The sequence below is a fragment of the Kitasatospora sp. NPDC001119 genome (genome assembly GCF_053598475.1).
On the sequence record NZ_JBSFKI010000029.1, the window covers coordinates 63,508 to 90,293 of the forward strand.

Consider the following 26,786-nt stretch of genomic DNA (forward strand, 5'->3'; position numbering starts at 1 on the left):
GCGTCTGTCCCATGAAACGCAATCGCCGTATCAGCGCAGTCGCGGTGCTGACGCTCGCCGCCCTCGCCACCGGAACCGGCGCCGGGTTCGCCGCCACGGCCGCACCGTCGGCCGCACCGGTGGCCGCACCGGTGGCCACGCGCGCGTTCGACACCGCACCGGCCGCGGCCGCCGCGCCCGCGCGGACCTTCCAGGGCGCGCTCCCCGCGCCGACCGGCCCCTACGCCGCCGGCGAGGACGTCATCCACCTCACCGACACGAGCCGCCTCGACCCGTGGGTGCCGTCATCCGGCCCCCGCCAACTGGCCGTCACCATGGTCTACCCGGCCGTCCCCGGGACGGGGACCCCGGCCCCCTACATGTCCCTCGGCGAAGCAACCGGAATCGTCCAGCGGCAGAACCTGCCGGCGAGCTCCGGCGTCACCCCACAGACCATCGCCGGCGTCACCACGCACGCCTTCGACGGCGCGCGGCCGCAGCCCGGCAAGTATCCGCTGGTGGTCCTCTCACCCGCGTACGAGGACCCGCGCGTCACGCTCACCGCGCTCGCGACCGACCTGGCCAGTCACGGCTACGTCGTCGCGCTCGTCGGCGACACCTACGAGGACAGCGGCGAGACGCTGGCGAACGGCCAGACGACGCCGTGCGCGATCTGCGGCGACCCGTCGCGGATCGACTCCATCCCCGCCAACCGCGCGCGGGACGTGTCCTTCCTGATCGACCAGTTGACGCACGGCAATACCGCGTGGCGCCTGGCACACCTCATCGACAAGCACGAGATCGGCATGGCCGGACACTCCATCGGCGGAGCGGCGGCCTCCGCCACGATGGTCGCCGACCCGCGCGTACGGGCCGGCGTGAACATGGACGGCGCCTTCAAGCCGGTCCCGACGCCCGGCCAGATCAACCGGCCGTTCCTCATGCTGGGTTCGCCCGACAACCACCCGGCCGGTGGCGGCGACACCACCTGGGGGCAGGCCTGGGACGCCCTCGGCGGCTACAAGAAGTGGCTGACGGTCACCGGCGCCGACCACTTCAGCTTCAGCGACCTGGACCTGCTGCACGAGCAGGCCGGGTTCCCGGCGCCGCCCCTCTCCCCGGCACGCGGGCTGGAGATCACCCGCGAGTACGTGACGGCGTTCTTCGACCGGACGCTGAAGGGGATCGACGGTCCGCTGCTGGACGGCCCCTCGCCGGACAATCCGGAAGTGGTCTTCCAGCGCTAGTGCGGCGCCGGACTAGCCCCGCTGGGCGACCAGCCAGGCGAGCAGGCCGGTCACGGTGGCACCGCCCGCCGCCGTGGCCATGCCCCGGACGAAGTACAGGGCGACGGTGCGCCGGACGACCCGCCACCGACGGCGCCGTCCGGCCACCTCGCCACTCCGTCCCACCCCACCGGGCCGACCGTGCTCGAACATCGCGCTCCTCCTCATCCCTCGGGACGGCCGCCCCTCACGGCCTGGATCAACCCTGGCGGCGGACGGAGGCAGCACCGCGCCCGGTCGATGAGACCGGATGAAACCGGAGGCCTGCCGCCAGGAACCCGCGTTCAACTGACAGAACCGCCCCGCCACTTCATGATGGACCGACAGTTACGGACAAAATCTGACAGTCCATCGAGGGGTAGCGCGGCCTTGGCGGGAATCGTCGTTCCGACCAGTGAGAAACTCCCGCCCGGGCCACGCAGGGACCTGGTCGAAGCCCTGCACGGGCTGTACCGGGGCGCGGGCAAACCCAGCCTCCGCGAGATCTCCCTCGGCATCAAGCAGCGCGACGAGCTGCCGACGACGGTGAGCCACGACACCGCGAGCCAACTGCTGCACGGCGTGGCCGTACCCGCCTGGGCGCGGGTGGAGTCCATGGTCCGGTACCTGGCCGGCACCGCCGTCGGGCGGCAGAAGCCGGACCCGGAGGACGAGGTCGAACGCTTCCACCGGCTCTGGCTGGCCGCCGACGACGCGGACCGGGACGTGCCGGCGCCACCCCCCAAGGCGGGCACCACGGATGCGGCGCTACGGGAGGAGCTCCGGTCCACCGACCCGGAGCGCCGCATCGCCGCCCTCTACCGCCTGGAACGGCTCGCCTGGCGCACCCCGCCGCAGGACCAGGAGGCCACCGAGCCGTCCTGGCCGTCGATGCTGCGCGACTTCCTCCGGGAGGCCCGCCCACTCGGGGGTTCCACCAGCCCGGAGCCGGATCCGGCCGAGGACGTCCAGGTGGCGGTGCTGATCCTGGGCCGTCTGCCCGAGCGGTATTCCGGCGGCCACTTCAACCTTTCGCGGCTCGATCTCCGGAACCTGGTCTGGGACGGGGCCCGGTTGTGGCGGGCCAACCTGAGTTCGAGCCTGTTGTCGGGCAGTTCCCTGGAGTACGCGCAGCTGGGAGACGCCCGACTCGTGGAGGCGACCCTCACCGGTGTCGACCTGGACTCCGCCGATCTCACCTCGGCCGACCTCACCCGGTGCGATCTCTCCGGCACGACCATGGTGGACACCAGGATCCCGGACGCGAACCTGTCCGGCGCCGTCCTCACGGGAACGGAGCTGGTGGGCGCCTCGGCCCCCCAGGCCAGGCTGCGGGGATGCAAGGCCTCGGGCGCCGACTTCCGCCACGCCGACCTGAGCGAGACCAGCTTCAAGTGGGCCGTCCTGACGAACTGCCACTTCGACCACGCCAAGCTCGCCAGCGCGGACCTCACCGGCGCGGTGCTGAGCGGCTGTTCCTTCGCCGGCGCCGACCTCTCCCGCGCGCGCTTCACCAAGCGCGGCCTCACCGAGGCCCAACTGACGCCGGCCCAGCTGCAGTCCATCAAGGTCGTACAGAACCCCGACTGACCGAACGCCCCCGACTGACGGCGTTCACGCGCCGCCGACCTTCCGCGCGGTGCGGGCCCGCTACAGCGCCGCCAGGTAGGCCTCCAGGCGCTCGGCCAGTTCTTCCGGGTGGCCGAGCATCGGGAGGTGGTCGCCCGGCATCTCGTCCGGCCGGAGGCCGAGCCGGTCCTGGACGAGCCGGCGCAGGAAGGCGGGCGGGAAGAAGCGGTCGCCGGTGGCCAGCAGGAACCTGGTCGGCACCTGCGGCCAGGCCTCCAGCGGCCACGGTGTCCCGAACGGCGTGGCCGACTGGCGTCGCTCGTGCTCCGTGAGGAGTTCCTCGGCCAGGGCGGGCGGGGTGTCGTGCAGGAAGAGGGCGCGCTCGTCCTCCTCCGCGCCCTCCGCCACGCCCCTGCCGTGGTCGGATTCGCGGCGGGCCTCCGGGTAGCCGGTGTTCTCCCACCACGCGCCCGGCGTCTCCCCCGGCGCCGGCACCTGAGCCTGGAGCATGACCAGCAGGTCCACCGGCAGCCGGGCGCACACCAGCGGGCCGGTGAAGCCGCCGAAGGAGTGCGCGACGACCACGAGCGGGCCCGTCCGGTCGCTGGTCGGCCATTCAGAAGCCACCGCCGACGCATCCGACGACGACACCGCCGCCACCGCCGCGTCCGCGTACTCGGCCAGCCCGGCCGTGTCGTCCTCGCACGGCAGGTCCGGCGCGACCACCTCGTGGCCCCGCCCCCGGAGCTCGGCCGCCAGCGGCTCCCAGCACCAGGAATCGGCAGCCGCGCCGTGGATCAGCACGAACGTCGCCATGGAACAGTCCCCCTCGTACGCCGGCCGACTCCGGTATCCCGGAACTCCCTTGCCGCGCGCGAGTGTACGACCCGCCTCCGACAGTCACCGGTGCACCCGCCGCCTCCGCCCGGCCGCGCGCGGGAAGTCGGCCCCTCCGACTTCCCGCGCAAACAGCGCAGGCTCACAGGGTGCGGAACGCGCCCTCCACGGCCTCGCAGGTCTCGTCCAGGTCGTCCTCCGTCACGGCGGCCGAGACGAACCAGCAGGCCATCCCGTACGCGTTGACGTGGATCCCCCGGCGGAGCAGCTCGTGGCGGAACGCGTGGTGGCGGGCCTGGTCGCTGCGGAGCAGGTCCCGGTAGTGCCGGGTCGGCTCGCCGTCGGCGGTGAACACCACCTGGAACATCGCCCCCACCCCCTGGACCGCGCAGGGGACGCCCCGGTCCCGGGCGGCCCGCCGGACGGCCTCCATGATCCGTCGGCCGCTCTCCTCGATGTGCTTCACGGTGTCCGGCCGGTTCAGCCTGCGCAGCGTCACCAGCGAGGCCGTCGCGGACAGCGGCGAGGCGTTGTACGTGCCGCCGTGCTTCACCCGTCCCTCGGCCACCGGCTCCATCACCTCGCGCCGCCCCGCGAAGGCCGCGATCGGCAGGCCCCCGCCGAGCGCCTTGGCGTAGACGGCGAGGTCCGGCACGACCCCGAACAGCGCCTGGGCGCCGCCGGGGCCGGTGCGGAAGCCGGTGCAGACCTCGTCGAAGACCAGCACGATGCCGCGCGCCGTGCACTCCTCCCGCAGCAGCGCCAGGTACCCCGGCGCGGGCATGGTGCAGGCGTTGTTGGCGACGATCGGTTCGCAGACGACGGCGGCGAGTTCGCCCCGGTGGGCGTCCAGGACCGCGCGCAGCGCTCCCGGGTCGTTCCACGGGCAGACCACGACGTCGCCGACGACACCGGCCGGGATGCCGGCCGAGTGGGGCACGGAGCGCGGCGCGCCGTACGGCCCGGCCTCGGCGGGGTCGGGCCGGTTGGAGACGGCCAGGGTGTCCGACCAACCGTGGTAGTGACCCTCGAACTTGAGCACCTTGGACCGCCCGGTGTACCCGCGGGCGGCCCGCACCGCCCCCTGCACCGCCTCGCTGCCCGAGTTGGCGAACCGGACCAGTTCCGCGCAGGGCACCATCTCCCGGATCAGCTCGGCGAGTTCGACCTCCACCGTGTTGCAGGTGCCGAACATCGTGCCGGCGCCCAGGACGGCGCCGAGCGCCTCGGCGAGCTGCCGGTCGGCGTGGCCCAGCACCGCGCTCCCGTAGCCGGCGAGGTAGTCCACGTACGTGTTGCCGTCGACGTCCCGGACCCGCGCGCCCGAACCGCCCACCAGGTAGAGCGGGTAGGGGTCCGGGCCGGTCGAGGTCAGCCGGGCGGAGGAGCTGACGCCGCCCGCCAGCGACTCCTTGGCCCGCTCGAACCACTGCCGGCTGCCGTCGGTCCGGCCCGGTACCGGGTCGGGGACATCCACGTGCGCCGGGCTGCGGCCGTTCGACTGCGCCGCCGGGTTACGGCCATTCATGTGCGACTCCTGTTTGGTCGAGGGTTGTCCGGGCACGCTCGGGGTGCCCTTCGTCGGGACGGGTTCCTGCCGGACGGCATCGCGAGCAGAGCAGAGCGGAGCAGAGGGGACGTGGGGAATGGCGGAGCGGACGGCGGTCGTCACCGGGGCGGGGCGCGGCATCGGGCGGGCGAGCGCGCTGGGCCTGCTGGCGGACGGCTGGACGGTGGTCCTGGTCGGCCGCCGCAAGGAGCCGCTCGCGGAGACGGCCGGGCTCGCCGCCCCCGCCGACCGCGACCGCGCCGTCCCCTTCCCCGCCGACATCACCGACCCGGTGGCCGTGGACGGCCTGTTCGAGTTCGTCGAGGAACGGTTCGGACGGCTGGACCTCCTGTTCAACAACGCCGCCGACGTCATGCCGTACACCCCGACCGAGGACGTGGCCGTCGAGGACTGGCACCGCGTGATGGACTCCATCGCCACCGGCACCTTCCTCTGCTCGCGCGCGGCCTTCCGGATCATGAAGCGTCAGACCCCGCGCGGCGGACGGATCATCAACAACGGCGCGCCTTCCGCACAGACGCCCCGCCCGGACTCCGCCGCCTTCACCGCCGCCAAGCACGCGGTGGCCGGGCTGACCCGCTCGCTGTCCCTGGACGGCCGCCGCCACGACATCTCCTGCGGCCAGATCGACATCGGGAACGTGACCCCGCCCGACCACCCCCAGCCGGCCGTCCTCCAGGCCGACGGCTCACGGCGGGTCGAACCGACCATGGACGTGCGGCACGTGGTCGACATGGTGCGGACCATGGCCGGACTGCCGCTCGGGGTGAACATCCAGTCCGTCCTGGTCATGCCCAGCGCCATGCCGTACGTGGGCCGCGGCTAGCGCCCGTCTTCCTGGGCCGACCGGGCGCCGCGCCGCCCCCGCACGGAACGTCGCGACACCGCCCTGACCCATGTTCCGTCCCCCGTCCGGTTGCCGCTGCCGTTCGACCGGCGTCGACCGCGGTTCACCGGGCCGTTGCCCGGATGTCCCCGCGACGCCGCCGAAGCCGACGCCCCGAAGCTTCTGTCCCACCCCGGCCCGAAGCAATCCGCCGACGCGGCGAACGGCCGAAAAGTCGTCTCCCCCTCCCGCGGTGCCCCTCGCGGCGCGATCATCGTGCCGACGCCCGGTCACCACCAGCCCGTTGGGGGAGCCCTTGTTCCGCGACACCCGCCCGCACGGCATCCGCATACCGACGCACCGCGAGACCGCCGAGGAGTGGGGCGAGCAGATCGCCGTGCTCCGCGACGCCCCGCGCGGGTGGCGCTTCCTGCTGGGGCGGCTGTCCTCCGACGGCTACCTCTGCCACCTCGACCTCAACTACCACCTGGACGGCGAACTCGTGGCCGTCGTCCAGACCTCGCGCCCCGTCCCGTCCGGCCACCGGGTGGGCTCCCTCACCACCCCGCGGTCCCAACTCTCCACCTTCCTGGCGAATTCGGACCGCCTCGACCCCCGCATCCACCTCGCCCCGCCGGACGGCCCGCCCACCCCCGGTGAGGTCCGGCTCCACGGCGTCCCCGTCCCCGTCGAGGTCCACCGCAGCCACGGCTGCCGCAGCGCCCTGATCTCCCGGCTCCCCTCCCAGCCCGGCTACGCGATCGTCACCGCCGCGACCGAGCACTGGGCCACCGCCACCGACCTCGCCCTCCGGCCCCCGGCGGCGTTCTGACCACGCGGGCCCCTGAGCGGGTGTGCGCCCCGAAACAGGCGCGCGCCCACGATCATTCCCCTGTCCGGGTGACGGACGATCACATTCGGCCCTCCTCGGCAGTTCCCGGACCAGGGGCGGAGGTTGGGGTTAGCCTGTGGACATGGTTGCAAACTACAAGGAAGAAGTAGCCATGCCCGACGCGGAGTTCGTCAGCGGTCCCGCTCTGATCCTCCAGACCCTCGCCGCCGATCCCGACCGGCAGGCCGTCGTCACCGCCGACGGCGCCGAGATCACCGCCGGCGAATTCGCCGCCGCCGGCTACCGCCTCGCCCACGAGCTGATCGCCCGGGGCGCCGCCCGCGGCACCACCGTGACCCTGCTGACCGGCAACACCCCCGAGGCCCTGAGCGCCCGGTACGCGGCCGGCCTCGCCGGCGCCCGGGTGGTGAACCTGTACGACGGCATGAGCACCCCGGTCCTGGCCGAGATCACGGCGAGCGTCGACACCACCGTGCTGCTCGTGGACGCCGAACGGTACGCCGAGGCAGCCGAGTTGCTCCCGCTGATCGACGTGCCGACCGTCCTCACCCTCGGCCCCGGACCCGGCGGCGACCCCGCCGCCCTCGGCGAGGACGTCATCGCCGCCTCCGCCCACCGCCCCGCCGAACCCCCGGACGTCCGGGTCGGGCCGGAGGACGACCTCAGCATCCGCCACACCGGCGGCACCACCGGCATCCCCAAGGGCATCCTCAGCCTGCACGGGCCGTACCGCCGCATCTTCGACGCCCCGATCGGCAGCGACCCCGCCGCCGGCGCGCCCCGCCTCCTCGCCGCCACCCCGCTCGCCCACCTGGCCGGCATCTTCGCCGACCTGACCCTCCAGCACGGCGGCACGGTGGTCCTCCAGCGCTCCTTCGAGCCCGGCGCGGTCCTGGCCGCCATCGAGCGCGAGCACATCACCGACCTCTGGGTGCTGCCGCCGCTGCTCCACCAGCTGCTCGACCACCCGGCGATCGGCCGCACCGACCTGTCCAGCCTGCGGTTCCTCGGGTACGGGGGCAGCGCCGCCTCACCGACCCGGATCCGCGAGGCGCTCAAGGTCTTCGGGCCGGTCCTGGTCGGCCTCTACGGGATGTCGGAGGCCCAGCTGATCTCCTTCCTCACCCCGCAGGAGCACGACCGGATCGGCCCCGGCGGCCAGGTGCCGGTCGGCCGGCCCGTCCCGGGCGTCGAGGTGGCGATCCGCTCCGACGACGGCACCGACCTGCCGACCGGCGAACAGGGCGGGATCCACCTGCGCTCCGACGCCGTCATGGCCGGGTACTGGAAGCGGCCCGACCTCACCGCCGCGGTGCTCCGGGACGGCTGGCTGAACACCGGGGACGTCGGCTACTTCGACGAGGACGGCTACCTCTACCTCTCCGACCGGGTCAAGGACCTGATCATCGTGGTCGGCGGCCACGTCTACCCCTCCGAGGTGGAGGACCTCCTGCTCACCCACCCGGCGGTCGCCCGCTGCGCCGTCTTCGGCGTCCGCGACGACCAGGAGGCGGAGCACGTCCACGTCGCCGTCGTCCCCGCCCCGGGGCAGCGGCCCGACCTGGACACCCTCCGCGCGTTCGTCACCGAGCGCAAGGGGCGGATCTTCGCCCCCGAGGTGCTGCACCTCGTCGACGAGATCCCGCTGACGCCCGTCGGCAAGCCGGACAAGAAGCGGCTGCGCGCGGCCGCCACGGCCTGAAGGCCCGCACCCGCCGGACCGCACCCGCCGGACCGCAGCGGGCGCGGCGGCCGGGGTGCGCGGCCGGAGTGGCGGCCGCACACCGAACCGGCACCGGTCCCCACGGGAATCCCCACCCGGCTTCACCCCAAGGTGGGGTTTGGCTCAACACGCCACGGGCCCCGTGCCGAGAAGCCAACGGGGTGGCGGCGCTGAGGGCCGCCACCCCGTCGGCTTCTCCCCCCGCTCCCCCGCTACGGCCGCCACGACCGCGCCAGCGCGTCGAGCGCCGCCGCGGCGGCCGGGTCCGGGCCGGGGGTGTAGACCTCCAACCGGTGGTCCGGCCGGTCGGGTTGGAGCCACACCTGGTACGTCACCTCCAGCGGCCCGACCGCCGGATGGTCCAGCGTCCTGCTGCCGAAGGTGCACTCCCGCACGTTCCCGCCCGCCCACCAGGCGGCGAACTCCGGGCTCTTCATGCTGAGTTCGCCGATCAGCCGGGCCAGCTCACGGTCCTCCCCGTACCGCCCGGCGACCAGCCGCAGGTAGCCGACATGGGTGCGGGCGTAGTGCTCCCAGTCCCGTTCGAGCGCGCGGGTGCGCGGGTCCAGGAACAGCAGCCGGCTCATCGACGGCCGGGTGGCCGGATCGTCCGGCGCCCCGTACGGGAGGTGTCCGGCGAGCAGCGCGTGGCCGAGCCGGTTCCAGGCGAGCACGTCATTGCGGCGGCCGAGCAGCAGGGCGGGCACGTGGTCCAGCGAGGCGAGGAGGTGCACCGAGCGCGGGTCCGGCTGCTCGGCCGGAGGGCGGCTCCGTACGGCCCGGGGCGGGCGGCGGGCGAGGTCGCCCAGGTGGGTGCGCTGGGTGGCGTCCAGGCGCAGGACGCGGGCGATCGCGTCGAGCACCTGGTCCGAGGCGTTGGTGCTGCGCCCCTGCTCCAGCCGGGTGTAGTAGGCGACGCTGATGCCCGCCAGCCCGGCCAGCTCCTCCCGGCGCAGCCCGGCCACCCTCCGGTGCTCGGCCGGCACGCGCAGGTCCAGCTCGGCCGGGGTGACGGCGGCGCGGCACAGGCGCAGGAACTCGCCCAGCTCGCTGTTGGCTCCCATGCCCACCGAGGCTACGGCGGAAGGTTTCCGCAGGCCAGCGCCGTGGGTGACCCTCCGAGGAGTAGGAACGACAGGTGGCTGGCCGGGGGCGCGCGGGGCGCCGGAGCATGGCCCCGTCCGGCCGCGCCCCGGCCTCGCCCCAGCCAAGGACCCTCCACCGCCATGCCCCCCGCCCTGCTCGCGCTCGCCCTCAGCGCCTTCGCCATCGGCACCACCGAGTTCGTCACGAACGGCCTGCTGACCGCCCTCGCCACCGACTTCGACGTCACCGTCGCCCGCGCCGGGCTGGTCACCACGGCCTACGCCGTCGGCCAGGCCTGCGGTCCGGCGCTCGCCCTGCTCACCCTGCGGATGCCCCGTCGGCGCCTGCTCGTCCTGCTGATGCTGCTGTTCACGGCGGGCAACCTCGCCTCGGCGCTCGCGCCGACCTTCGGCCTGCTCCTGGCCACCCGCTTCCTCACCGGGTGCACCCACACCGCCTTCTTCGGCGTCGCCTCCGTCGTGGCCTCCCGGCTCGTCCCGACGGCCCGGCGGGGAGCCGCGATCGCCCTGGTGTTCACCGGGCTGAGCCTGGCCAACGTGCTCGGCCTGCCGATCGGCACCCTGGCCGGGCAGGCCTGGGGCTGGCGCGGGGCGTTCGCGCTGGTCGCCGTGTTCGGCGCGGCGGGACTGCTCGGCCTGCTGCGGCTCCTCCCCCGTACGGACACCGCCCCCACCGACGCCCCCGCCGCGCCCTCGCTCCGCGCCGAACTGGCCGTCTTCGCGGACCTCCGCCTCTGGCTGGCCCTCGCCGCGACGGCCGTCGGCTTCGGCGGGCTGTTCGCCTCCTTCACCTTCGTCCAGCCGATGCTGACCGCCGTCACCGGCTTCGGAACGGGCGACGTGGTCTGGCTGCTGGCCGTCTACGGCGCCGGGCTGGTCGCGGGCAACTGGCTGGCCGGCCGGGCCGCCGACCGCGCCCTCGTCCCGACGACGGCGGCCCTGTTCGCGGCCCTCGCCCTCACCCTCGCCCTCTTCACCGCCACCGTCCACCACAAGGGCGCCGCCGTGGCCACCCTCTTCCTGCTCGGCTTCTGCGGCTTCGGCCTGCTCACCCCGACCCAGGCCTACGTCCTGCGGGTCGCGGGCCGCGACTCCGCCCTGGTCGGCACCGCCAACACCGCCGCCTTCGGCGTGGGCATCACCCTCGGCTCCCTGCTCGGCGCCGCCGTCATCGAACACGGCGGCCCCCACCCCGGCACCGCCCTCCCCCTCACCAACCTCGCCGGCGCCGCCATGACGGCCCTCGGCCTGCTGGTCTTCGCCCTCTCCGCCGCGACCGGCCCCCGCCGCCCCGCCACCGCTCCATCAACTCCCTGATGATGTCAACCGGTTCAGCCGGTCCGAACCGCTCAGCCCTCCTCGCGGCCGCGGAAGGCCCGGCGGTACTCGCGGGGTGCGACGCCGACCCGGTCCACGAAGACCGGCCGCAGGGAGACCGCGGAGGCGAAGCCGCAGTGGGTGGCGACGGTGTCGACGGGCAGGTCGGTCTCCTCCAGGAGGCGCTGGGCGGAGAGGACGCGCTGGTCGAGGAGCCAGCGCATCGGGGTGGTGCCGGTGGTGGCGGTGAAGCGGCGGGCGAAGGTGCGTTCGGACATCAGGGCGGCGGCGGCCATCCGGCGCACCGTCCAGGGGGTGTCGAGGGAGGCCAGGACCTCGGCGCGGAGGCGGGCCAGCGGGTCGTCGCCGACGGCGGCGTCCGGGACCGGGGAGGGCAGGAACTGGTTCTGGCCGCCCGCCCGGAAGGGCGCGGTGACCATGGCGCGGGCGATGGTGGCGGCGGCCCGCTGGCCGTGGGCGGTGCGGACGAGGTGCAGGCAGAGGTCGATGCCCGCCGCGACGCCGGCCGAGGTCCACAGGCCGTCGCCGCCGGTGAAGAGCACCTCGGGCCGGACCGTCACCGCCGGGAAGCGGCGGGCGAGTTCGGGGGCGAGCGCCCAGTGGGTGGTGGCCTCGCGGCCGTCCAGCAGGCCGGCCTCGGCGAGGACGAAGGCGCCCGCGCAGAGCGAGGCGATCGGGACGCCCGCCGCGGCGACGGCCCGCAGGGCGCCCAGGACCTCCGGGGCGTGCCGGGCCCCCGGGTCCTCGACGCCCGGCACCACCACCAGGTCGCAGTCGGTGAGCGCGCCCAGGGCGTGGTCGGGGAGCCGCTCCAGCCCGCCGCCCAGCCGCACCCGGGCGCCCTCCGGCCCGCAGACCCGCAGGTCGAAGAGGGGCTGGCCGGGCCGGATGGCCCGGTTCGCCCACACCTCGCCGATCACGGCGTAGTCGAAGGCCCGGACACCGTCGAAGATCAGGCAACCCACCGTACGCATGGCAGGAATCTATCGATGGTCGGCATCTCCGCCCATCACGCCTCCCCGGCCCCGCCGACCACCATGGACGGCATGACGAACCTCGACGCCTTCGACGCCCCCCTCGCCCTCGACCCCGACGCCGTCCTGCTGCTCATCGACGTCCAGAAGGGCTTCGAGGCCCCCGCCTTCGGCCCCCGCGACAACCCGCAGGCCGAGCAGCGGATGGCCGAGCTGATCACCGCCTGGCAGGACACCGACCGCCCGATCGTCACCGTGCAGCACGACGGCCCGGGCACGCCGCTGGCCGGGGGCACCCCGGGGCACGACCTGAAGGACTTCGTCGCCGGGCTCACCCCGGCGCTGCACGTCACCAAGACCGTCAACAGCGCCTTCTACGGCACCCCCGACCTGCACGCCTGGCTGCAGGAGCGCGGCGCCCGGCAGGTGGTGGTCACCGGGATCATCACCAACGTGTGCTGCGAGACCACCGCCCGGATGGCCGGCAACCTCGGCTACGACGCGATCTTCCCCACCGACGCCATGCACTCCTTCGACATGGCCGGCCCGGACGGCACCACCATCCCGGCCGCCGACCTCGCCCGCGCCACGGCCGCCACCCTGCACGCGATGCGCTTCGCCAAGGTGGTGACCACCGAGGACGTCACCGGAGCCGCCCGGGCCTGAACAGCGGCTCGTAGGCGTTGCCCTCCTCGGCGTCGAGCAGCACGTACGACGCCCCGGGGCCCAGCGCGAGCTCCCGCAGCCGCGCCAGGGCCCCGAAGGCCGGGGGACGTCGGGCCCGAGCACGGCGGCCGGGGGGCCGCTGAGCCCGAGCGCGGCGGCGGAGTCGGCGCGGACGGCGTCGAGGAGGGGCACGGCGGCCACCCCACGGACCACGACGGGGCAGCCGTCAGGCCGCCAGCCGCTCCGCCAGGTACTCCTCCCAGGTCCGCCGCCCGTGGTCGGCGCCCGCCGGGGCCAGGTTCTCCCCCGCCCGGTACGCCCGCCCGACCTTGCCCGGCACCCGGAGCGGCAGCCGCCGGCGGCTACGGCCGCGCGCCGCGAGGTAGCCGCGGGTCAGCTCCTCCATCGCGTACACCGTCGGACCGGCCAGGTCGGGCACCGCCCCGGCCGGCTCGCCCAGCGCCAACTCCACCAGCCGGGCGGCGACTTCCCGTACGTCCACGGGCTGCCAGCGGACCCCGCCGGGGGCCGGGACGAGCGGCAGCCGGGCCGTCTTCTCCGCCACCGTGAACGCCAGGTCGTGGAACTGCGCGGCCCGCAGGACCGTGTACGGCAGGCCCGATTCGGCCACCGCCCGCTCGGCGGCGTGCTTGGCCCGGAAGTAGCCGAGCGGCAGCCGGTCCGCGCCGATCACCGAGATGTACACCAGGTGCCGCACCCCGGCCCGCCGGGCGGCGGCGACCAGCAGCCGGGTGGCGACGTCGTCGCCCTTGGGGCCGCCCGCGAGGTGCAGCACGGTGTCCACGCCCGCCAGCGCCTCGTCCAGCCGGGCGGCCGCCGTCGCCGGGTCGCCGAGCAGGTCGCCGCGCACGTACGCGACGCCGTCGGCGTCCGGGCGCTCCCGCCGGCTGAGCACCCGCACCGGCAGCCCGGCCGCGCGCAGCAGCGGGACCACCTGCCGGCCCAGGGTCCCGGTACCTCCGGTGACCAGCACCGTGTTCTTCGTCATGACCGTCTCCGATTCGTCCCGGGAGAGGAGTTGATCTCCCCGCCGCGGCCGTTGTTGGGTGACTCCTGCTGCCCTGACCCCCGGCGACGAAGGAATGTGACACGTGGACGAGAAGGTGGACGGGGAATCCTCCCGGACCGCGCTCTTCGAGGAGCACCGCCCGCACCTGCGCGCGGTCGCGTACCGGATGCTCGGCTCGATCAGCGAGGCCGAGGACGCCCTCCAGGAGGCCTGGCTCCGCTACGACCGGACCGACACCGCCGGAGTGGACAACCTCGGCGGCTGGCTGACCACGGTGGTCTCCCGGGTCTGCCTGAACCTGCTGCGCACCCGCGCCCAGCGCCGCGAGGAGCCGCTGGAGCCCGCCGGGCCGGGCGGCGAGCCGGGCCCGCCGCGCATCCCGGACCCGCTGCTGCGGCGCGAGGGCGTGGTGGACCCGGAGCAGGAGGTGATGCTCGCGGACTCGGTCGGGCTGGCGCTGATGGTGGTGATGGAGTCGCTGTCACCGGCCGAGCGGGTCGCCTTCGTGCTGCACGACCTGTTCGCGGTGCCGTTCGAGGAGATCGCCCCGCTGATCGAGAAGACCGCCGCCGCCACCCGCCAGCTGGCCAGCCGGGCCCGCCGCAAGGTGCAGGGGCAGGCGCCCGCGCCCGACCCGGACCTCGGCCGGCAGCGGGCGGCCGTGGACGCGTTCTTCGCCGCAGCCCGCAACGGCGACCTGGACGCGCTGCTCGCCGTGCTCGACCCGGACGTGGTGCTGCGCTCGGACGGCGGCGCGCTGCTGGCCCGGCACACCGTGGTGCTCTCGGGCGCCGGCACGGTGGCCGGCCAGGCCGTCCTGTGGGGCACGCTGTCGCCGTTCGCCCGCCCGGCGCTGGTCAACGGCACCGCGGGCGCGGTGGTCATCGGCGACAACGGCCGGCCGCTGTCGGTCATGGCGTTCACCGTGGTGGACGGCGCGATCGTCGCGATCGACGTGCTCACCGACCCGGAGCGGCTGGCGGGCCTGGACCTCACCGACTTCCGGAACGGCTGACCCGGGAGGCGGGGCGGGGAGGGCGGCCGCGCCCTCCCCGGTCAAGCCCGGTCGGCCCTGCGTTCCTCCCGGTCACCGCGCCACCCTGACCAGCCCCTGAGGCGACGTCACCAGCCCTGCGCGACCACCCAGTCGGCCAGCTTCCGGGCGCAGTCGTCCACCGCCTCCTTCCAGCTGTGCTCCGCACCGTCCCCGGCCTGGTCGCTGACGTGCTTGACCAGCCGCACCGGCAGCCCGGCGCGGTGGGCGACGGTGGCGACGGCGTAGCCCTCCATGTCCACCAGGTCGGCGTGCTCGGCGAGCCGGTCGCGGGCGTCCGTGTCGGAGACGAAGAGGTCGCCGGTGGCCAGCACCGGGCCGTCGCCCTTGCCGATCACCAGCGGGGCCCCGTACTCACGCCCGGTGAGCGCGTGCAGGGCGGCGGTGTCGAGGTCGTGCTGGATCACCTGGACCACGTGGTGGGTGCCCTCCCAGCCGGGGCGCAGCGCGCCGGCCGTACCGAGGTTGATCACCTCGGACGGCTTCTCGCCCTGCGCGAGGACGGTGGCCAGCGCGACGGCGGCGTTGACCTTCCCTATCCCGGTGAGCAGCACGGGCAGGCGGTCGTCCAGGTGGGCGGCCTCCTCGCGCACGGCGACGACGAGCAGCGGACGGTCGGGCGAGATCGTTCCAAGCAGGCGCATACCTCCATCGTACGGAGCGAGGGGTCGCCGCACCCGGGAAAGCCCGCCCGCAACCGGACCCCCGCGCTCCGCCCGGCCGGGGGAACCGCGTAGGGTGCGGCCCGCGTCGGACGGTTCGCCACCTCTCGGGACGACCGGCAGGAGACGACCGGCGGGAGCGGCACGAACCGTACGGGCCGTACGGGACCGTACGGGCCGCACCGACGGCGCCGACGGCACCGGCCGCGCCGGTGCCACGGGCCGTCCGGGGGACGTGCACGACATGCTCAAGATCGGCGCAAGTCAGGTGTGGTCGGGGGGAGTCACGGCCATACTGCTGCCATCGGTCGGGCCCCGGGGACGGGCCCGGCCCCAGGGGAGGATGAGGCGGGTGGCAACACCAGTAGGCAACGGCGCGTCCGGCGCCGCGTTCCCGGCACGGCCGAACCAGCTGCCGGGGGCGCCGGGCGCCGCGGTGGCGACGGCCGTGCCGGTGGCGGCGGCCGCACCGGGGGCACCGGCCGTCCCCGGATCGGCCCCGCTCGCGAAGTCCGGCGGGGCGCCCCCGGCGGCCAGACCCGGTGGGGCGCCCGAGAAGCGCCCTCCGGCAGCCGTCGCCACCGGCGTGCGCGCCCGGCTCGCACAGGCCACCCGCACGCCCCCAGGGCGGCTGCGACTGGCCGGCGTGGTGCTCGCGGTGCTCACCGTCGCCTTCGGCGGGCTCACCGCCTGGCAGCTGGAGACCAGGGCGCAGGCCGCCGACCGGGTGGTCTCGTACAGCCAGCCGCTCAGCCGGGACGCCGCCGAGATCCACCGCAGCCTGGCCGACGCCGCCACCACCGCGGCGAGCGGCTTCCTGCTGGCCGGCGCCGAGCCCGACGCGGTCCGCACCCGCTACGAGCAGGACATCGCCACCGCCGCCAAGCTGGTCGCCCAGGCCGCCGCCCGGACCACCGCGACCTCGCCCGCCCAGGGCTCGCTCTCCCGGCTGAACCAGCAACTCCCCGCCTACGCCGGCCTGGTGGAGACCGCGCGGGCCGACAACCGGCAGGGCATCCCGCTCGGCGGCGCCTACCTGCGGTACGCCTCCGAGCAGATGCAGACCGTGCTGCTGCCGGCCGCCGCCGAACTGGCCGCGGCCGAGAACCAGGAGCTGGCCGACGACTACGCCGAGGCCAAGGCGGTGCCGTGGGGGGCGTACGGCCTGGCGCTGGTCACCCTGGCCGCGCTGGCCTGGGTGCAGCTCACGCTGTTCCGCCGCACCAACCGGGTGTTCAACATCGGGCTGCTGGGCGCCACCGCCGCCGTCCTGGCCGGCGGGCTGTGGCTGGCCGTCACCGGTCTGACCACCAGCGCGGCGCTCAAGCGGAGCGTCCACGAGGGCGCGGCCCCGCTGAAGGCGCTCAACACCGCCCGGGCGGACGTACTGACCGCCCGGCTGGCGGAGAACCTCCACTTCGTCGCCCGCGGCTCGACCACCAAGTACGCCGACCAGTGGACGAAGGCCGTCGGAGACCTCGCCGGAACCACGGACGTCCCAGCGGACCGGTCCGCCGGCTCGCTGCCGGAGGCCCTCCGCCTGGCCCCCTCGGCCGCCCAGCCGGGCGTCCGGGAGGCCGCCAAGCAGTTCGACGAGTGGCGCAAACGGCACGACGAGGCCCGGAAGCGGGAGGTGTTCGAGGCCGACTACCAGGGCGCGCTGGAGGCCACCGTGACGGCCAAGGGCGACGCGGCCACCGCCGACGCCTCCTTCAACGCCACCGACAAGGCGCTCGCCCAGGCCGCCGACATCGAGCAGGACCGCTTCAAGCAGGCCGCCGAGGGCACCGGCGGGGACCTGCGCACCGCCGCCGTCGCCGCCGCGCTGCTCGGCCTGGTGGCCGCGGCCGCCGCGCTGCGCGGCCTGGGCCGGCGACTGGCCGAGTACCGGTAACGGGCAAGGGGGAGAGCGACCGATGCGCACCAGGGGTTTCAGGAGCTTCAGAGGTTCCAGCGGTTCCGGCGGTTCCGGGAGGAGGACCAGGCCCGCCGTCGCGGTGGCCCTGCTGGCGGCCGGCGCGGCCGTGCTCGCCGGGGGCGGCCCGGTCGGCGCCGCGCCGGCGGCCGTGCACCGGACGAAGCAGGACCAGCAGGAGCAGGCCGACGGCTGCGACGTCACGAAGAGCGTGCCGCCGAGCACCGACGACGGCCCGGCCGTGAAGGCCATCAAGGCCAGGCGCAGCCTGGTGATCGGCGTGGACCAGAACAGCTACCGCTGGGGCGCCCGCAACCCGAACACCGGCCAGATCGAGGGCTTCGACATCGACCTCGCCCGGGCGATCGGCGCGGCCGTCATGGGCGACCCGGAGAAGGTGGTGCTCAAGCCGGTGGCCACGGCCGACCGGATCGACGCCATCAAGAAGGGCCGGGTCGACCTGATCGTCCGCACCATGACGATCAACTGCAAGCGGATGGAGGACGTCGCCTTCTCCAAGCCGTACTTCAACATCACCCAGCGCGTCCTGGTGCCGACGGCCTCGCCGGCGAAGAACATCGACGACGCCGTCAAGGACCAGCGGGTCTGCGCCGCCGCCGGCTCCACCGCGCTGACCGTGGTCACGGAGAAGAAGACCGCCCGGCAGGTCGTCACGGTGGAGAACCAGCTGGACTGCCTGGTCCTGATGCAGCTCGGCAAGGTCGACGCGACCATGACCGACAACGGCCTGGCGGCCGGTCAGGCCGCGCAGGACCAGACCGTGCGGATCGTGGACGGCGAGGCCCAGCCGGAGGTGGTCGGCGTCGCCATGCTGAAGGACAGCACCGACCTGACCGCCCGCGTCAACCAGGTCCTGGCCGACTACTACGCGCGCGGCGACTGGGCCCGTTCGTACGAGCACTGGCTCAAGCCGTACATGCTCAACGAGGCCGACCGCTACTGGCCGGGCACCCGCTGAGCCGGCGTCGGGGCCGCCCCGGGGTCCGCCCCGGGCCGGTCCGGGGGCGACGCGGGGGACGGCGCGGAGGAGGTAGCGCGCGGGCCGTCAGCGGGGCGTTGACGGTGCCTTGACGCCCCGCGCCCGCTCCGCCCGAACGGCCACCGGCTAGGGTTCGGGACGATCACCACGGGGAGACCGGTGGTGGACACGGGGGTTGTCGTGGGACCGCACGTCCGGTACGTCAGGCACGTCAGGTACGTCAGGCACGTCGGGATCGCACGCGAGGAAGGAAGGACACCGCGGTGGCGGCATCGGCTGGCCCGGTACTGAACCGGGAGGAGGTCGACCGCGCGCTCGCCCGCCTCGGCGCGGAGCGGGACGCGGTCGAGTCGGCGCTGCTCGCCCTCCAGGACCACTCGGGCCTGCGGCTGCTGGACGGCGCCGAGCTGTCCGGACGCACCCTGGAGCGCTGGTCCGTCGCCGGCAAGGGCCTGCCCCTGCTCTGGGCGCTGTTCGACCGCTACTCCGAGGCGCTGGCCTCGGCGCGCGCCGTCCGGGCCCGCAAGGCCAAGCCCGGCGCGCCCGAACTGGCCGAGCTGAGCGAACTGCTGACCGGCGACGCGGTGACCGTCCCCGGCGGGGTGGTGCCGGACGGCCCGCAGGTGCTCGGCGCGCCGGCCAGGCTGGTCGAGCGGATCAGCCTGGACGCGCTGATGGTCCGGATGAACTCCTGGTACGCCACCGTGCTGGAGGTGGTCAGCGCCGCCGACGCGGTCTGGTCGGCGCTGCCCGCCCGGATCGACCTGCTGCTGGCCGAGCTCCAGCGGGTGCGCACCCTCGCCGCCTCGCTCGGCGTGCGCACCGGGAGCCACCCGCTGGGCGACGACCTGGCCGGGATCGAGCAGGACCTCACCGGGCTGCGCGCCGAGGTCCACGGGGACCCGCTGGCGCTGTGGCGCCCGGCCCGGGTGCCCGCCCAGCGCGGCACCGTCCCGGAGGGCTCGGCCTTCGCCGGCCCGGCCGGGGTGGTCGACACCGAGCGGTTCGACCGGGCCGGGCGGGCGCTGGACGGCGTCCGGCTGGAGCTGGAGGACCTGCTGCGGCTGCGTGACGAGGCCGAGGAGCGCCTCCAGGGCGTCGGCGACCTCCTCCAGCGGGCCGACGCCACCCTGGCCGAGGCCCGCCGGGCGCGCGGCGAGGTGCTGGCGAAGATAGCGTCCAGCGACGTCCCGGCGGTGCCCGGACCGGCCTCGGCGCTGCGCGAACGGATCGTCGCGGCCCTGGACCTGCGCCAGGCCGGGCAGTGGGGCCGGCTGGCGCCGCTGCTGGACACGCTGGAGGACGCCGCCGCCAAGGAGCTGGGCCGGGCCCGGCAGTCGCTCACCGAGGTGACCCAGCCGCTGGCCGTCCGGGCCGAGCTGCGCGGCCGGCTGGACGCCTACAAGGCGATGGCGGCCCGGCTGCGGGTCTCCGAGGACCCCGAAGTGATCGAACGGTACGAGAAGGCGCGCTGGCTGCTGTGGAGCGCGCCCTGCGACCTGCGGGCGGCGGCCGCCGCGGTGGCCCGGTTCCAGCAGTCGCTGCGCCCGGCCCAGACCGAGGCCGGGCAGGCACAGGAGGCGGCCGGCCAGGAGCCGGCCGACGGACAGGTCCAGGGGGGCTGAGGGTGATGGGCGGGACGTGCGAACGGCCGGAGTGCTCCGGCAGCGGCAGGATCGACGCCGACGGCTACTGCGACGAGTGCGGGCTCGCCCCGGCGGGCGGGACCACCGCGACGACCGGAGCGGCGGGGGCACCGGGCGCGGGGGCGACAGGGGCCACGGGGACACCGGCCGCCGGCCCCGGCGCGCCCTGCCCGCGCGACTGCTCCGGCACCATCGACCCGGACGGCTACTGCGACGAGTGCGGCCTGACCCCGCCCGGCGGCGACACCGGCGTCACCCAGCCCCACGTCCCCTCCGCCCGGGTCTCCCCCGGCCCCGGCCGGAACGGCTCCGGCCGCGGCTCCGGCCACGACGGCTCCGCCCGCTCGCTGTCGGTCCGCACCGGCTCGGCCCGCTCGATGTCCGGCCGCTCCCGCTCGCACCGCTCGACCCGCACCGGCAGCAGCCGCTCCCTCTCGGTCCGCTCCACCCGGGGCGGCTCCACCGCCGGCACCCGCAACCGGCTGGGCGCCGGCCTGGTCACCGTGCCGACCGTCGAGGCGGCCGACCCGTCCCAGGCGGTGCTGGCCGACCCCGAGGTGCCCGAGCGCAAGCGGTTCTGCTCCAAGTGCGAGACCCCGGTGGGCCGGGAGAAGAACGGCCGCCCCGGCCGCCCGGACGGCTTCTGCACCAAGTGCGGCACGCCGTACTCGTTCACGCCCAAGCTGCGCCGCGGCGACCTGGTCGGCGGGCAGTACGAGGTGGTGGGCTGCCTGGCGCACGGCGGGCTCGGCTGGATCTACCTGGCGGTGGACCGGCGGGTCCACGACAAGTGGGTGGTGCTCAAGGGCCTGCTGGACACCGGGGACGAGGACGCGCTCGCGGCGGCCGTCGCCGAGCGGCGCTTCCTGGCCGAGGTGGACCACCCGAACATCGTCCGGATCATCAACTTCGCCGAGCACCCGGACCTGCGCACCGGCTCCACCGACGGCTACATCGTGATGGAGTACGTCGGCGGGAAGTCGCTCAAGGACATCGCCAACGAGCGCCGCACCGCGGACGGCCGGCGCGAACCGCTGCCCGTCGAGCAGGGGATCGCGTACGCGCTGGAGGCGCTGCCGGCCCTGGGCTACCTGCACGGCCGGGGCCTGGTGTACTGCGACTTCAAGATCGACAACGTGATCCAGAGCGGCGACACGCTCAAGGTCATAGACATGGGCGCGGTCCGCCGCTTCGACGACGACGGCCCGATCTACGGCACCATCGGCTACCAGGCCCCGGAGATCGCCACCGACGGCCCCTCCGTCGCCTCCGACCTGTACACCGTGGCCCGCACCCTCGCGGTGCTCACCTTCGACTTCCAGGGCTACAGCGGCACCTACCGCGACTCGCTGCCCGGCCCGGAACAGGTCGAGGTCTTCGCCAGGTACGAGTCGTACTACCGCTTCCTGGTCCGCGCCACCGACCCGGACCCGGCCCGCCGCTTCGCCTCCGCCGAGGAGATGGCCGACCAGCTCACCGGCGTGCTGCGGGAGGTCCTGGCCCTCCAGGACGACCGGCCCCGGCCCGCGCCCTCCACCCTGTTCGGCCCCGAACTGCGCGTCGTGGACACCGAGTTGGTCCTGCCCACCGAACAGGCCGGGCAGCTCCGGGTGGCCCCCCTGGACCCGGCCGCCGCCGCCCTCGCGCTGCCCGTCCCCCGGGTCGACCCCGGCGACCCGAACGCGGGCTTCCTCGCCGTCCTGGTCACCCCCGACCCCGAGGAGACGCTCGCCGCACTGGCCGCCGCGCCCGCCGTCTCGGTCGAGAGCCGGCTGCGCGAACTGCGCGCCCTGCTCGAACTCGGCCGCCACGACGACGCCGTGAACCGCCTCACCGAGCTGGAGCGGGACCAGCCGGACGACTGGCGGGTGGTCTGGTACCGCGGGCTGACCGCCCTCGTCGACGGCTCCTCCACCGCCCTCCGGGCCGCCGCGGAGGCCTTCGACGCGGTCTACGACGCCTTCCCCGGCGAGGCCGCCCCCAAGCTGGCCCTCGCCATCTGCGCCGAGCTGCTCGGCGACGGCGGCGACGCGGCCGAGTTCTACCGGCTGGTGTGGGCCACCGACCACGCCTACCTGAGCGCCGCCTTCGGGCTGGCCCGGGTCCGGCTGGCCGAGGAGGACCGGACCGCCGCGGTCCGCGTCCTGGAGACCGTCCCGGCCACCTCCAGCCACTACACCGCCGCCCGGATCGCCGCCGTCCGGGCCCGGCTGCGCGAGCGCCGGACCACCGACGACCTGGCCGCCGACCTCGGCGCGAGCTCCGCGCAGCTGACCGCGCTGCGGCTGGACGCCCGCCGCCGCGAGGAGCTCGCCGTCGAGGTGCTCGACACGGCCCTCGGCTGGGTCGGCGCCGAGGAGGCGGCCGGCCGGCGGACCACCGACCTGGTGGTACTGGGACGTCCCGCACAGGAGCGGGAACTGCGCTTCGCCCTGGAACAGTCCTACCGGGTACTCGCCCGGTTGGCCGACCGGGCGGAGACCAGGATCGAGATGGTGGAACGGGCCAACCGTGCCCGTCCCAGGACGTGGGTGTAGCAGATGCCGCAGCAGACCGAGTGCCCGAGCTGTTCGGAGCCGATGGACCAGGAGGACGCCTACTGCGGCTCCTGCGGGACCGGCCGGGACGGCCGGGCGGCCCCCGGCTCGATGCCCACGAGCTGGGCCGCCGCCCGCGGCGAGGCCGTACCGTCGCCGCGCGGGCAGGTCTGCGTGCACTGCGGGCAGCCGCAGGTCGCCCCGGACGGCTACTGCGAGGGCTGCGGCAGCGCCCAGCCGCGCCCGCGCGACCACATGGAGAAGGCGCTCGGGGGCGTCGCCGGGGTCAGCGACCGCGGCGTGCGCCACCACCGCAACGAGGACTCCTTCACCGTCGCCGCGACCTCGCTGCCCGGCGGCGAGCCGGTCGTGGTCGCCGTGGTGTGCGACGGCGTCTCCTCCTCCGACCGCCCGGACGAGGCCTCGGAGACCGCCGTGGACGCCGCCTCCGAGTCGCTGCTGACCGCCCTGGAGGCCGGCCGGGACCCGAACTCGGCGATGCGCCAAGCCGTCGCCGACGCCGCCGACGCGGTCGCCGGCCTCGCCACCGACGGCGCCGGCCCCACCCGGCCCGACCTCAACGCGCCCGCCTGCACCTTCGTCAGCGCGATAGCCGCGGGCGGCCGGGTCACCATCGGGTGGGTCGGCGACACCCGGGCGTACTGGATCCCGGACGACCGCGCCGCCGCCGAGCCGTTCCGGCTCACCCAGGACGACTCCTGGGCGGCCCGGATGGTCGAGGCCGGGCTGATGAGCGAGGCCGAGGCCTACGCCGACCCCCGCGCGCACGCGATCACCGGCTGGCTCGGCGCCGACGCCGAGGAGGTCGTGCCGCACACCCTCGACTTCACCCCGCACGTCCCCGGGGTGGTGCTGATCTGCACCGACGGGCTGTGGAACTACGCCGAGGCGGCCACCGACCTGGCGTACTACGTGCGCCCGGACGCCCGCACCGAACCGCTCGCCACGGCGCAGACCCTGGTGAAGTTCGCGGTCGCGGCCGGCGGCCACGACAACATCACCGTCGCCGTGCTGCCGATCGACCCGCCGGCCGCCGCCCTCGAGGCGGCCGAGGAGACCCCCACCGCGTTCGACCTGCCGGTGATCGCTCCGCGCGCGGCCGCCCGGCCGGCCCCGGAGGAGGACGAGGACTACGAGCCGACCCTGCCGGACCTCCCGGTGATCGGCTCCGCCGCCGCCCCGCTGCCCCCGGCCCCGCCCGTACCCCCGGTCCCCCCGGCGCCGTCCGTCCCGCCGACCGCGCCCGCCGTTCCGCCCGTCCCGCCGCAGCCGCCGCACCCGCCGACGGCCTGACCCGACCACCCGCCGGACGCTCCGGCGGCACGGCCCGCCGGCCCCGCCCGGCGGGCCGCCCCACCGTCCTGAGCACGTCCACCCCTCACCCGACGGGAGCCGACCGCCCCATGGCAACACTGGCGAAGCCGAACCTGCCCAGGTTCAACGTGGAGATCTTCCAGAACGAGTACCTGGCCGACGGCGCCCGCGAGGTCAACGCCATCGTCACCGTCACGGCGACCGGCGGCGGCACCTCGGGCGGCCGGCCCCTCGGCTTCGCCGACGCCACCGCGGCGGGCGCCGGCACCGCGGCGGCCGTGGTCGTCCTGGTGGACTGCTCGGGCTCGATGGACTACCCCAAGACCAAGATCAACGGCGCCCGCGAGGCCACCGCCGCCGCCATCGACGCGCTGCGCGACGGCACCGCCTTCGCGGTCGTCGCCGGCACCCACGAGGCCCGCGACATCTACCCCGGCGACGGCACCCTCGCCACCGCCTCCGCCACCACCCGCGCGCAGGCCAAGGAGTCGCTGCGCCGGCTCACCGCGGCCGGCGGCACCGCGATGGGCACCTGGCTGGCCAAGGCCGACCAGCTCTTCCTCACCCGCCGCGACATCGCCATCCGGCACGCCGTCCTGCTCACCGACGGCAACAACGAGCACGAGTCGGCCGAGGACCTGGCCCGCACCGTCGAACGGGTGACCGGCCACTTCACCGCCGACTGCCGCGGCGTGGGCACCGACTGGCGGATCGACGAGCTGCGCCGCATCTCCTCGGCGCTGCTCGGCACCACCGACATCGTCGCCGAGCCCTCCGGCCTGGCCGAGGACTTCCGCTCGATGATGGCCGGCGCGATGGGCAAGCAGGTCGCCGACGTCGCGCTGCGGATCTGGACCCCGGCCAACGCCAGGGTCCGGTTCGTCAAGCAGGTCGCCCCCGCGGTCGAGGACCTGAGCTCCCGCCGCACCGAGGCCGGCCCCCGGGCCGGCGACTACCCCACCGGCTCCTGGGGCGACGAGAGCCGCGACTACCACGTCTGCGTCGAGGTGCCGGCCGCCTCGGTCGGCAACGAGATGCTGGCCGCCCGGATCAGCCTGGTGCTGCCCGAGCAGGTCGCCGGCGGCACCCCCGAGGTGCTCACCCAGGGCCTGGTCAAGGCGGTCTGGACCGACGACCTGGCCTCCTCCACCCGGATCAGCCCGCAGGTCGCCCACTACACCGGGCAGGCCGAGCTCGCCTCCTCCATCCAGGAGGGCCTGGAGGCCCACCGGGCCGGGGACGTCGACCGGGCGACCGCCAAGCTGGGCGCCGCCGTCCGGATCGCCCACGCGACCGGGAACGAGGGCACCTACAAGCTGCTCCAGAAGGTGGTGGACGTGGTGGACCCGAAGGAGGGTACGGTTCGGTTCCGTAAGAACGTGAGCGAGGCCGACTCGATGACCCTTGAGACCCGGTCGACCAAGACGGTACGTGTGAAGAAGTGACCGCTGAAGACGTGACCGGGCCGGCACCCCGGCGCGACGCCGCACGGAGCCGGCCCGAAACGAGGGGGACCTGATGCCGATCTGCCCGAGGGGCCACGAGTCGCAGGCCGAGGACTGGTGCGACTTCTGCGGCTTCCCGATGACTCCGCCGGCCCCTGCGCCGGGGGCGCACGGAGGCTACCCGGGGGCGCACGGGGGCGACTCCGCGCCCGGCGCGCACTCCGGACACCCGGGGTACGGCGGCGCCTCCTTCGGCGCGCCGCCGCCTCCGCCGCCGATGCCGCCGGGGGCCGTCCCGCCGCCCGGGGCACCCCTGCCGCCGCCCGGCCTGGTGCCCCCGGGCCGACACGGGGCCGTACCCCCGCACGGGGCCGTCCCGCCGCAGGCCGGACCGCAGGGCCTCACCGCGGGCCTGGCCGTCTGCCCGATCTGCCGCAGCCCGCAGACCGGACGGTTCTGCGAGGAGTGCGGCTACGACTACGAGCTCTCCACGCCCTCGCGCCGCCAGGTGCCCGGCGCGGCACAGCAGCAGCAACAGCCGCCGCAGCAGCCGCCGCTGAACATCCCGGCCTCCTACGGCGGCCCCCCGCCGCAGCAGGCCCAGCACGGCCACGCCCAGGCCGGTCAGCCGCCGCACGGCCATGCCCCGGCGGGACAACCGCCGCACGGCCAACCGCCGTTCGGCCAGCAGCCGCTCGGGCAGTCCCCGCTCGGCCAGCCGCCGGCGGCCCAGCAGGCCGTCGCCCCGCCCGTCCCCCAGCAGCCCCAGGCCCCGGCGCACCAGCACACCTACGGCTACCCGCCGCCGGAGGGCGCGTTCCCCGACACCTCGGTGCGCGAGGACTCCGGCCCGGTGTACGCCCAGCCGACCGGCCCCGGCCCGAACAACCGCGGCGGCGACTTCGGCACCTCGTTCAACCTGGCCCCGCCCGTCCCCCAGCAGCCCCAGGAGACCGCCCCGGCCGAGCCGGTGCGGACCAACTGGATCGCCGTGGTCTCGGCCGACCGGGACTACTTCACCGACATGATGGCCCGCAGCGGCCCCGAGGCGGCCGGCCTGTTCTTCCCGCCGTACTGCCCCGAGCGCCGGATCCCGCTGACCGGCCGCGGCCAGCTGCGGATCGGGCGGCGCAGCCAGCACCGCGGCACGGTGCCGGAGATCGACCTGTCCGTCCCGCCGGAGGACCCGGGCGCCTCGCACCAGCACGCGCTGCTCGCCGAACAGGCGGACGGCAGCTGGGTCCTGGTGGACCAGGACTCGACCAACGGCACCACCATGAACGGCGGCGCGGAGCCCGTCCCGCCGCACACCGCGGTACCGCTGAACGACGGCGACCGGATCCACATCGGCGCCTGGACCACCATCACCGTGCACCGCGGCTGACCGGCCGCCGGTCGGAGGGGATTCTCCGACTGAAAACCCGTCAAATCGTTACCTGACCACACGTCGGTGACA

At 75.2% G+C, this 26,786-nt stretch carries 22 protein-coding genes; 15 read left to right on the plus strand and 7 right to left on the minus strand.

Annotation, left to right across the window (positions count from 1 at the left end; genetic code table 11):
* The first annotated feature begins 11 nt into the window (after positions 1-11).
* Positions 12-1,226, plus strand: coding sequence for an alpha/beta hydrolase family protein (locus ACWDD9_RS30855; protein ID WP_449813372.1), 1,215 nt, complete (start codon positions 12-14; stop codon positions 1,224-1,226).
* Positions 1,227-1,238: 12 nt separating this feature from the next.
* Here the strand turns inward: ACWDD9_RS30855 and ACWDD9_RS30860 are convergent, their stop codons facing one another.
* Positions 1,239-1,418 carry a hypothetical protein gene (locus tag ACWDD9_RS30860; protein WP_143204706.1) on the minus strand — a complete coding sequence of 60 codons (180 nt, stop codon included), beginning with the start codon at positions 1,416-1,418 and terminating at the stop codon, positions 1,239-1,241.
* A gap of 216 nt (positions 1,419-1,634) precedes the next feature.
* Between ACWDD9_RS30860 and ACWDD9_RS30865 the strand changes: the two genes are divergently transcribed.
* The gene (locus tag ACWDD9_RS30865; RefSeq protein ID WP_449813373.1) at positions 1,635-2,834 is read left to right on the plus strand and encodes a pentapeptide repeat-containing protein; all 1,200 of its coding nucleotides are present in this window, start codon (positions 1,635-1,637) and stop codon (positions 2,832-2,834) included.
* A gap of 60 nt (positions 2,835-2,894) precedes the next feature.
* Here ACWDD9_RS30865 and ACWDD9_RS30870 read toward each other — a convergent pair whose 3' ends face one another.
* Positions 2,895-3,629, minus strand: a complete 735-nt coding sequence (locus ACWDD9_RS30870; protein WP_449813374.1) for an alpha/beta fold hydrolase — start codon at positions 3,627-3,629, stop codon at positions 2,895-2,897.
* Positions 3,630-3,792: 163 nt separating this feature from the next.
* Positions 3,793-5,178, minus strand: coding sequence for an aspartate aminotransferase family protein (locus ACWDD9_RS30875; protein WP_387826115.1), 1,386 nt, complete (start codon positions 5,176-5,178; stop codon positions 3,793-3,795).
* A gap of 118 nt (positions 5,179-5,296) precedes the next feature.
* Here ACWDD9_RS30875 and ACWDD9_RS30880 point away from each other — a divergent pair, with 118 nt between their 5' ends.
* The 3 genes from ACWDD9_RS30880 (at position 5,297) to ACWDD9_RS30890 (ending at position 8,601) form a co-directional block, all read left to right on the plus strand.
* Entirely contained in the window at positions 5,297-6,046 is a 750-nt protein-coding gene (locus ACWDD9_RS30880) for an SDR family oxidoreductase (protein ID WP_074005568.1), read from the plus strand.
* A gap of 304 nt (positions 6,047-6,350) precedes the next feature.
* Positions 6,351-6,878, plus strand: coding sequence for a hypothetical protein (locus ACWDD9_RS30885; protein WP_159028323.1), 528 nt, complete (start codon positions 6,351-6,353; stop codon positions 6,876-6,878).
* A 172-nt stretch (positions 6,879-7,050) separates the two neighbouring features.
* Positions 7,051-8,601, plus strand: a complete 1,551-nt coding sequence (locus tag ACWDD9_RS30890; protein ID WP_449813375.1) for an AMP-binding protein — start codon at positions 7,051-7,053, stop codon at positions 8,599-8,601.
* A 233-nt stretch (positions 8,602-8,834) separates the two neighbouring features.
* Here ACWDD9_RS30890 and ACWDD9_RS30895 read toward each other — a convergent pair whose 3' ends face one another.
* Positions 8,835-9,686, minus strand: coding sequence for a helix-turn-helix domain-containing protein (locus ACWDD9_RS30895; RefSeq protein WP_449813376.1), 852 nt, complete (start codon positions 9,684-9,686; stop codon positions 8,835-8,837).
* 162 nt (positions 9,687-9,848) lie between these two features.
* Here ACWDD9_RS30895 and ACWDD9_RS30900 point away from each other — a divergent pair, with 162 nt between their 5' ends.
* Entirely contained in the window at positions 9,849-11,045 is a 1,197-nt protein-coding gene (locus ACWDD9_RS30900; protein WP_449813377.1) for an MFS transporter, read from the plus strand.
* Between the two features lie 32 nt (positions 11,046-11,077).
* Here ACWDD9_RS30900 and ACWDD9_RS30905 read toward each other — a convergent pair whose 3' ends face one another.
* A complete protein-coding gene (locus ACWDD9_RS30905; RefSeq protein ID WP_449813378.1) occupies positions 11,078-12,040 on the minus strand; it encodes a GlxA family transcriptional regulator in 963 nt (320 codons plus the stop codon).
* A gap of 15 nt (positions 12,041-12,055) precedes the next feature.
* On the opposite strand from ACWDD9_RS30905, the gene ACWDD9_RS30910 reads away from it, so the two are divergent.
* Complete coding sequence (locus ACWDD9_RS30910; protein ID WP_338016376.1) at positions 12,056-12,706, plus strand: cysteine hydrolase family protein; 651 nt, start codon at positions 12,056-12,058, stop codon at positions 12,704-12,706.
* Between the two features lie 226 nt (positions 12,707-12,932).
* Here ACWDD9_RS30910 and ACWDD9_RS30915 read toward each other — a convergent pair whose 3' ends face one another.
* Positions 12,933-13,715, minus strand: coding sequence for an SDR family oxidoreductase (locus tag ACWDD9_RS30915; RefSeq protein ID WP_387974819.1), 783 nt, complete (start codon positions 13,713-13,715; stop codon positions 12,933-12,935).
* A gap of 103 nt (positions 13,716-13,818) precedes the next feature.
* Between ACWDD9_RS30915 and ACWDD9_RS30920 the strand changes: the two genes are divergently transcribed.
* Entirely contained in the window at positions 13,819-14,751 is a 933-nt protein-coding gene (locus ACWDD9_RS30920; protein ID WP_259316751.1) for a sigma-70 family RNA polymerase sigma factor, read from the plus strand.
* Positions 14,752-14,858: 107 nt separating this feature from the next.
* Here ACWDD9_RS30920 and ACWDD9_RS30925 read toward each other — a convergent pair whose 3' ends face one another.
* Complete coding sequence (locus ACWDD9_RS30925; protein WP_049649370.1) at positions 14,859-15,434, minus strand: nucleosidase; 576 nt, start codon at positions 15,432-15,434, stop codon at positions 14,859-14,861.
* A gap of 370 nt (positions 15,435-15,804) precedes the next feature.
* Between ACWDD9_RS30925 and ACWDD9_RS30930 the strand changes: the two genes are divergently transcribed.
* The 7 genes from ACWDD9_RS30930 to ACWDD9_RS30960 all read left to right on the plus strand — a co-directional run bounded on the left by ACWDD9_RS30930 (position 15,805) and on the right by ACWDD9_RS30960 (position 26,714).
* Entirely contained in the window at positions 15,805-17,346 is a 1,542-nt protein-coding gene (locus ACWDD9_RS30930) for a hypothetical protein (RefSeq protein WP_449813379.1), read from the plus strand.
* Positions 17,347-17,368: 22 nt separating this feature from the next.
* Positions 17,369-18,346: a glutamate ABC transporter substrate-binding protein gene (locus ACWDD9_RS30935; protein ID WP_449813380.1), complete on the plus strand. Its 978-nt coding sequence runs from the start codon at positions 17,369-17,371 to the stop codon at positions 18,344-18,346.
* A gap of 284 nt (positions 18,347-18,630) precedes the next feature.
* Entirely contained in the window at positions 18,631-19,992 is a 1,362-nt protein-coding gene (locus ACWDD9_RS30940) for a hypothetical protein (protein ID WP_234348701.1), read from the plus strand.
* Between the two features lie 5 nt (positions 19,993-19,997).
* On the plus strand, positions 19,998-22,550 hold the full coding sequence (locus ACWDD9_RS30945) for a tetratricopeptide repeat protein (protein WP_449813381.1): 2,553 nt from the start codon (positions 19,998-20,000) through the stop codon (positions 22,548-22,550).
* A 3-nt stretch (positions 22,551-22,553) separates the two neighbouring features.
* Positions 22,554-23,864, plus strand: a complete 1,311-nt coding sequence (locus ACWDD9_RS30950; protein WP_117489804.1) for a PP2C family serine/threonine-protein phosphatase — start codon at positions 22,554-22,556, stop codon at positions 23,862-23,864.
* Positions 23,865-23,974: 110 nt separating this feature from the next.
* Complete coding sequence (locus ACWDD9_RS30955) at positions 23,975-25,330, plus strand: vWA domain-containing protein (RefSeq protein WP_049660919.1); 1,356 nt, start codon at positions 23,975-23,977, stop codon at positions 25,328-25,330.
* Positions 25,331-25,403: 73 nt separating this feature from the next.
* Entirely contained in the window at positions 25,404-26,714 is a 1,311-nt protein-coding gene (locus ACWDD9_RS30960; RefSeq protein ID WP_449813382.1) for an FHA domain-containing protein, read from the plus strand.
* Positions 26,715-26,786 lie beyond the last annotated feature (72 nt).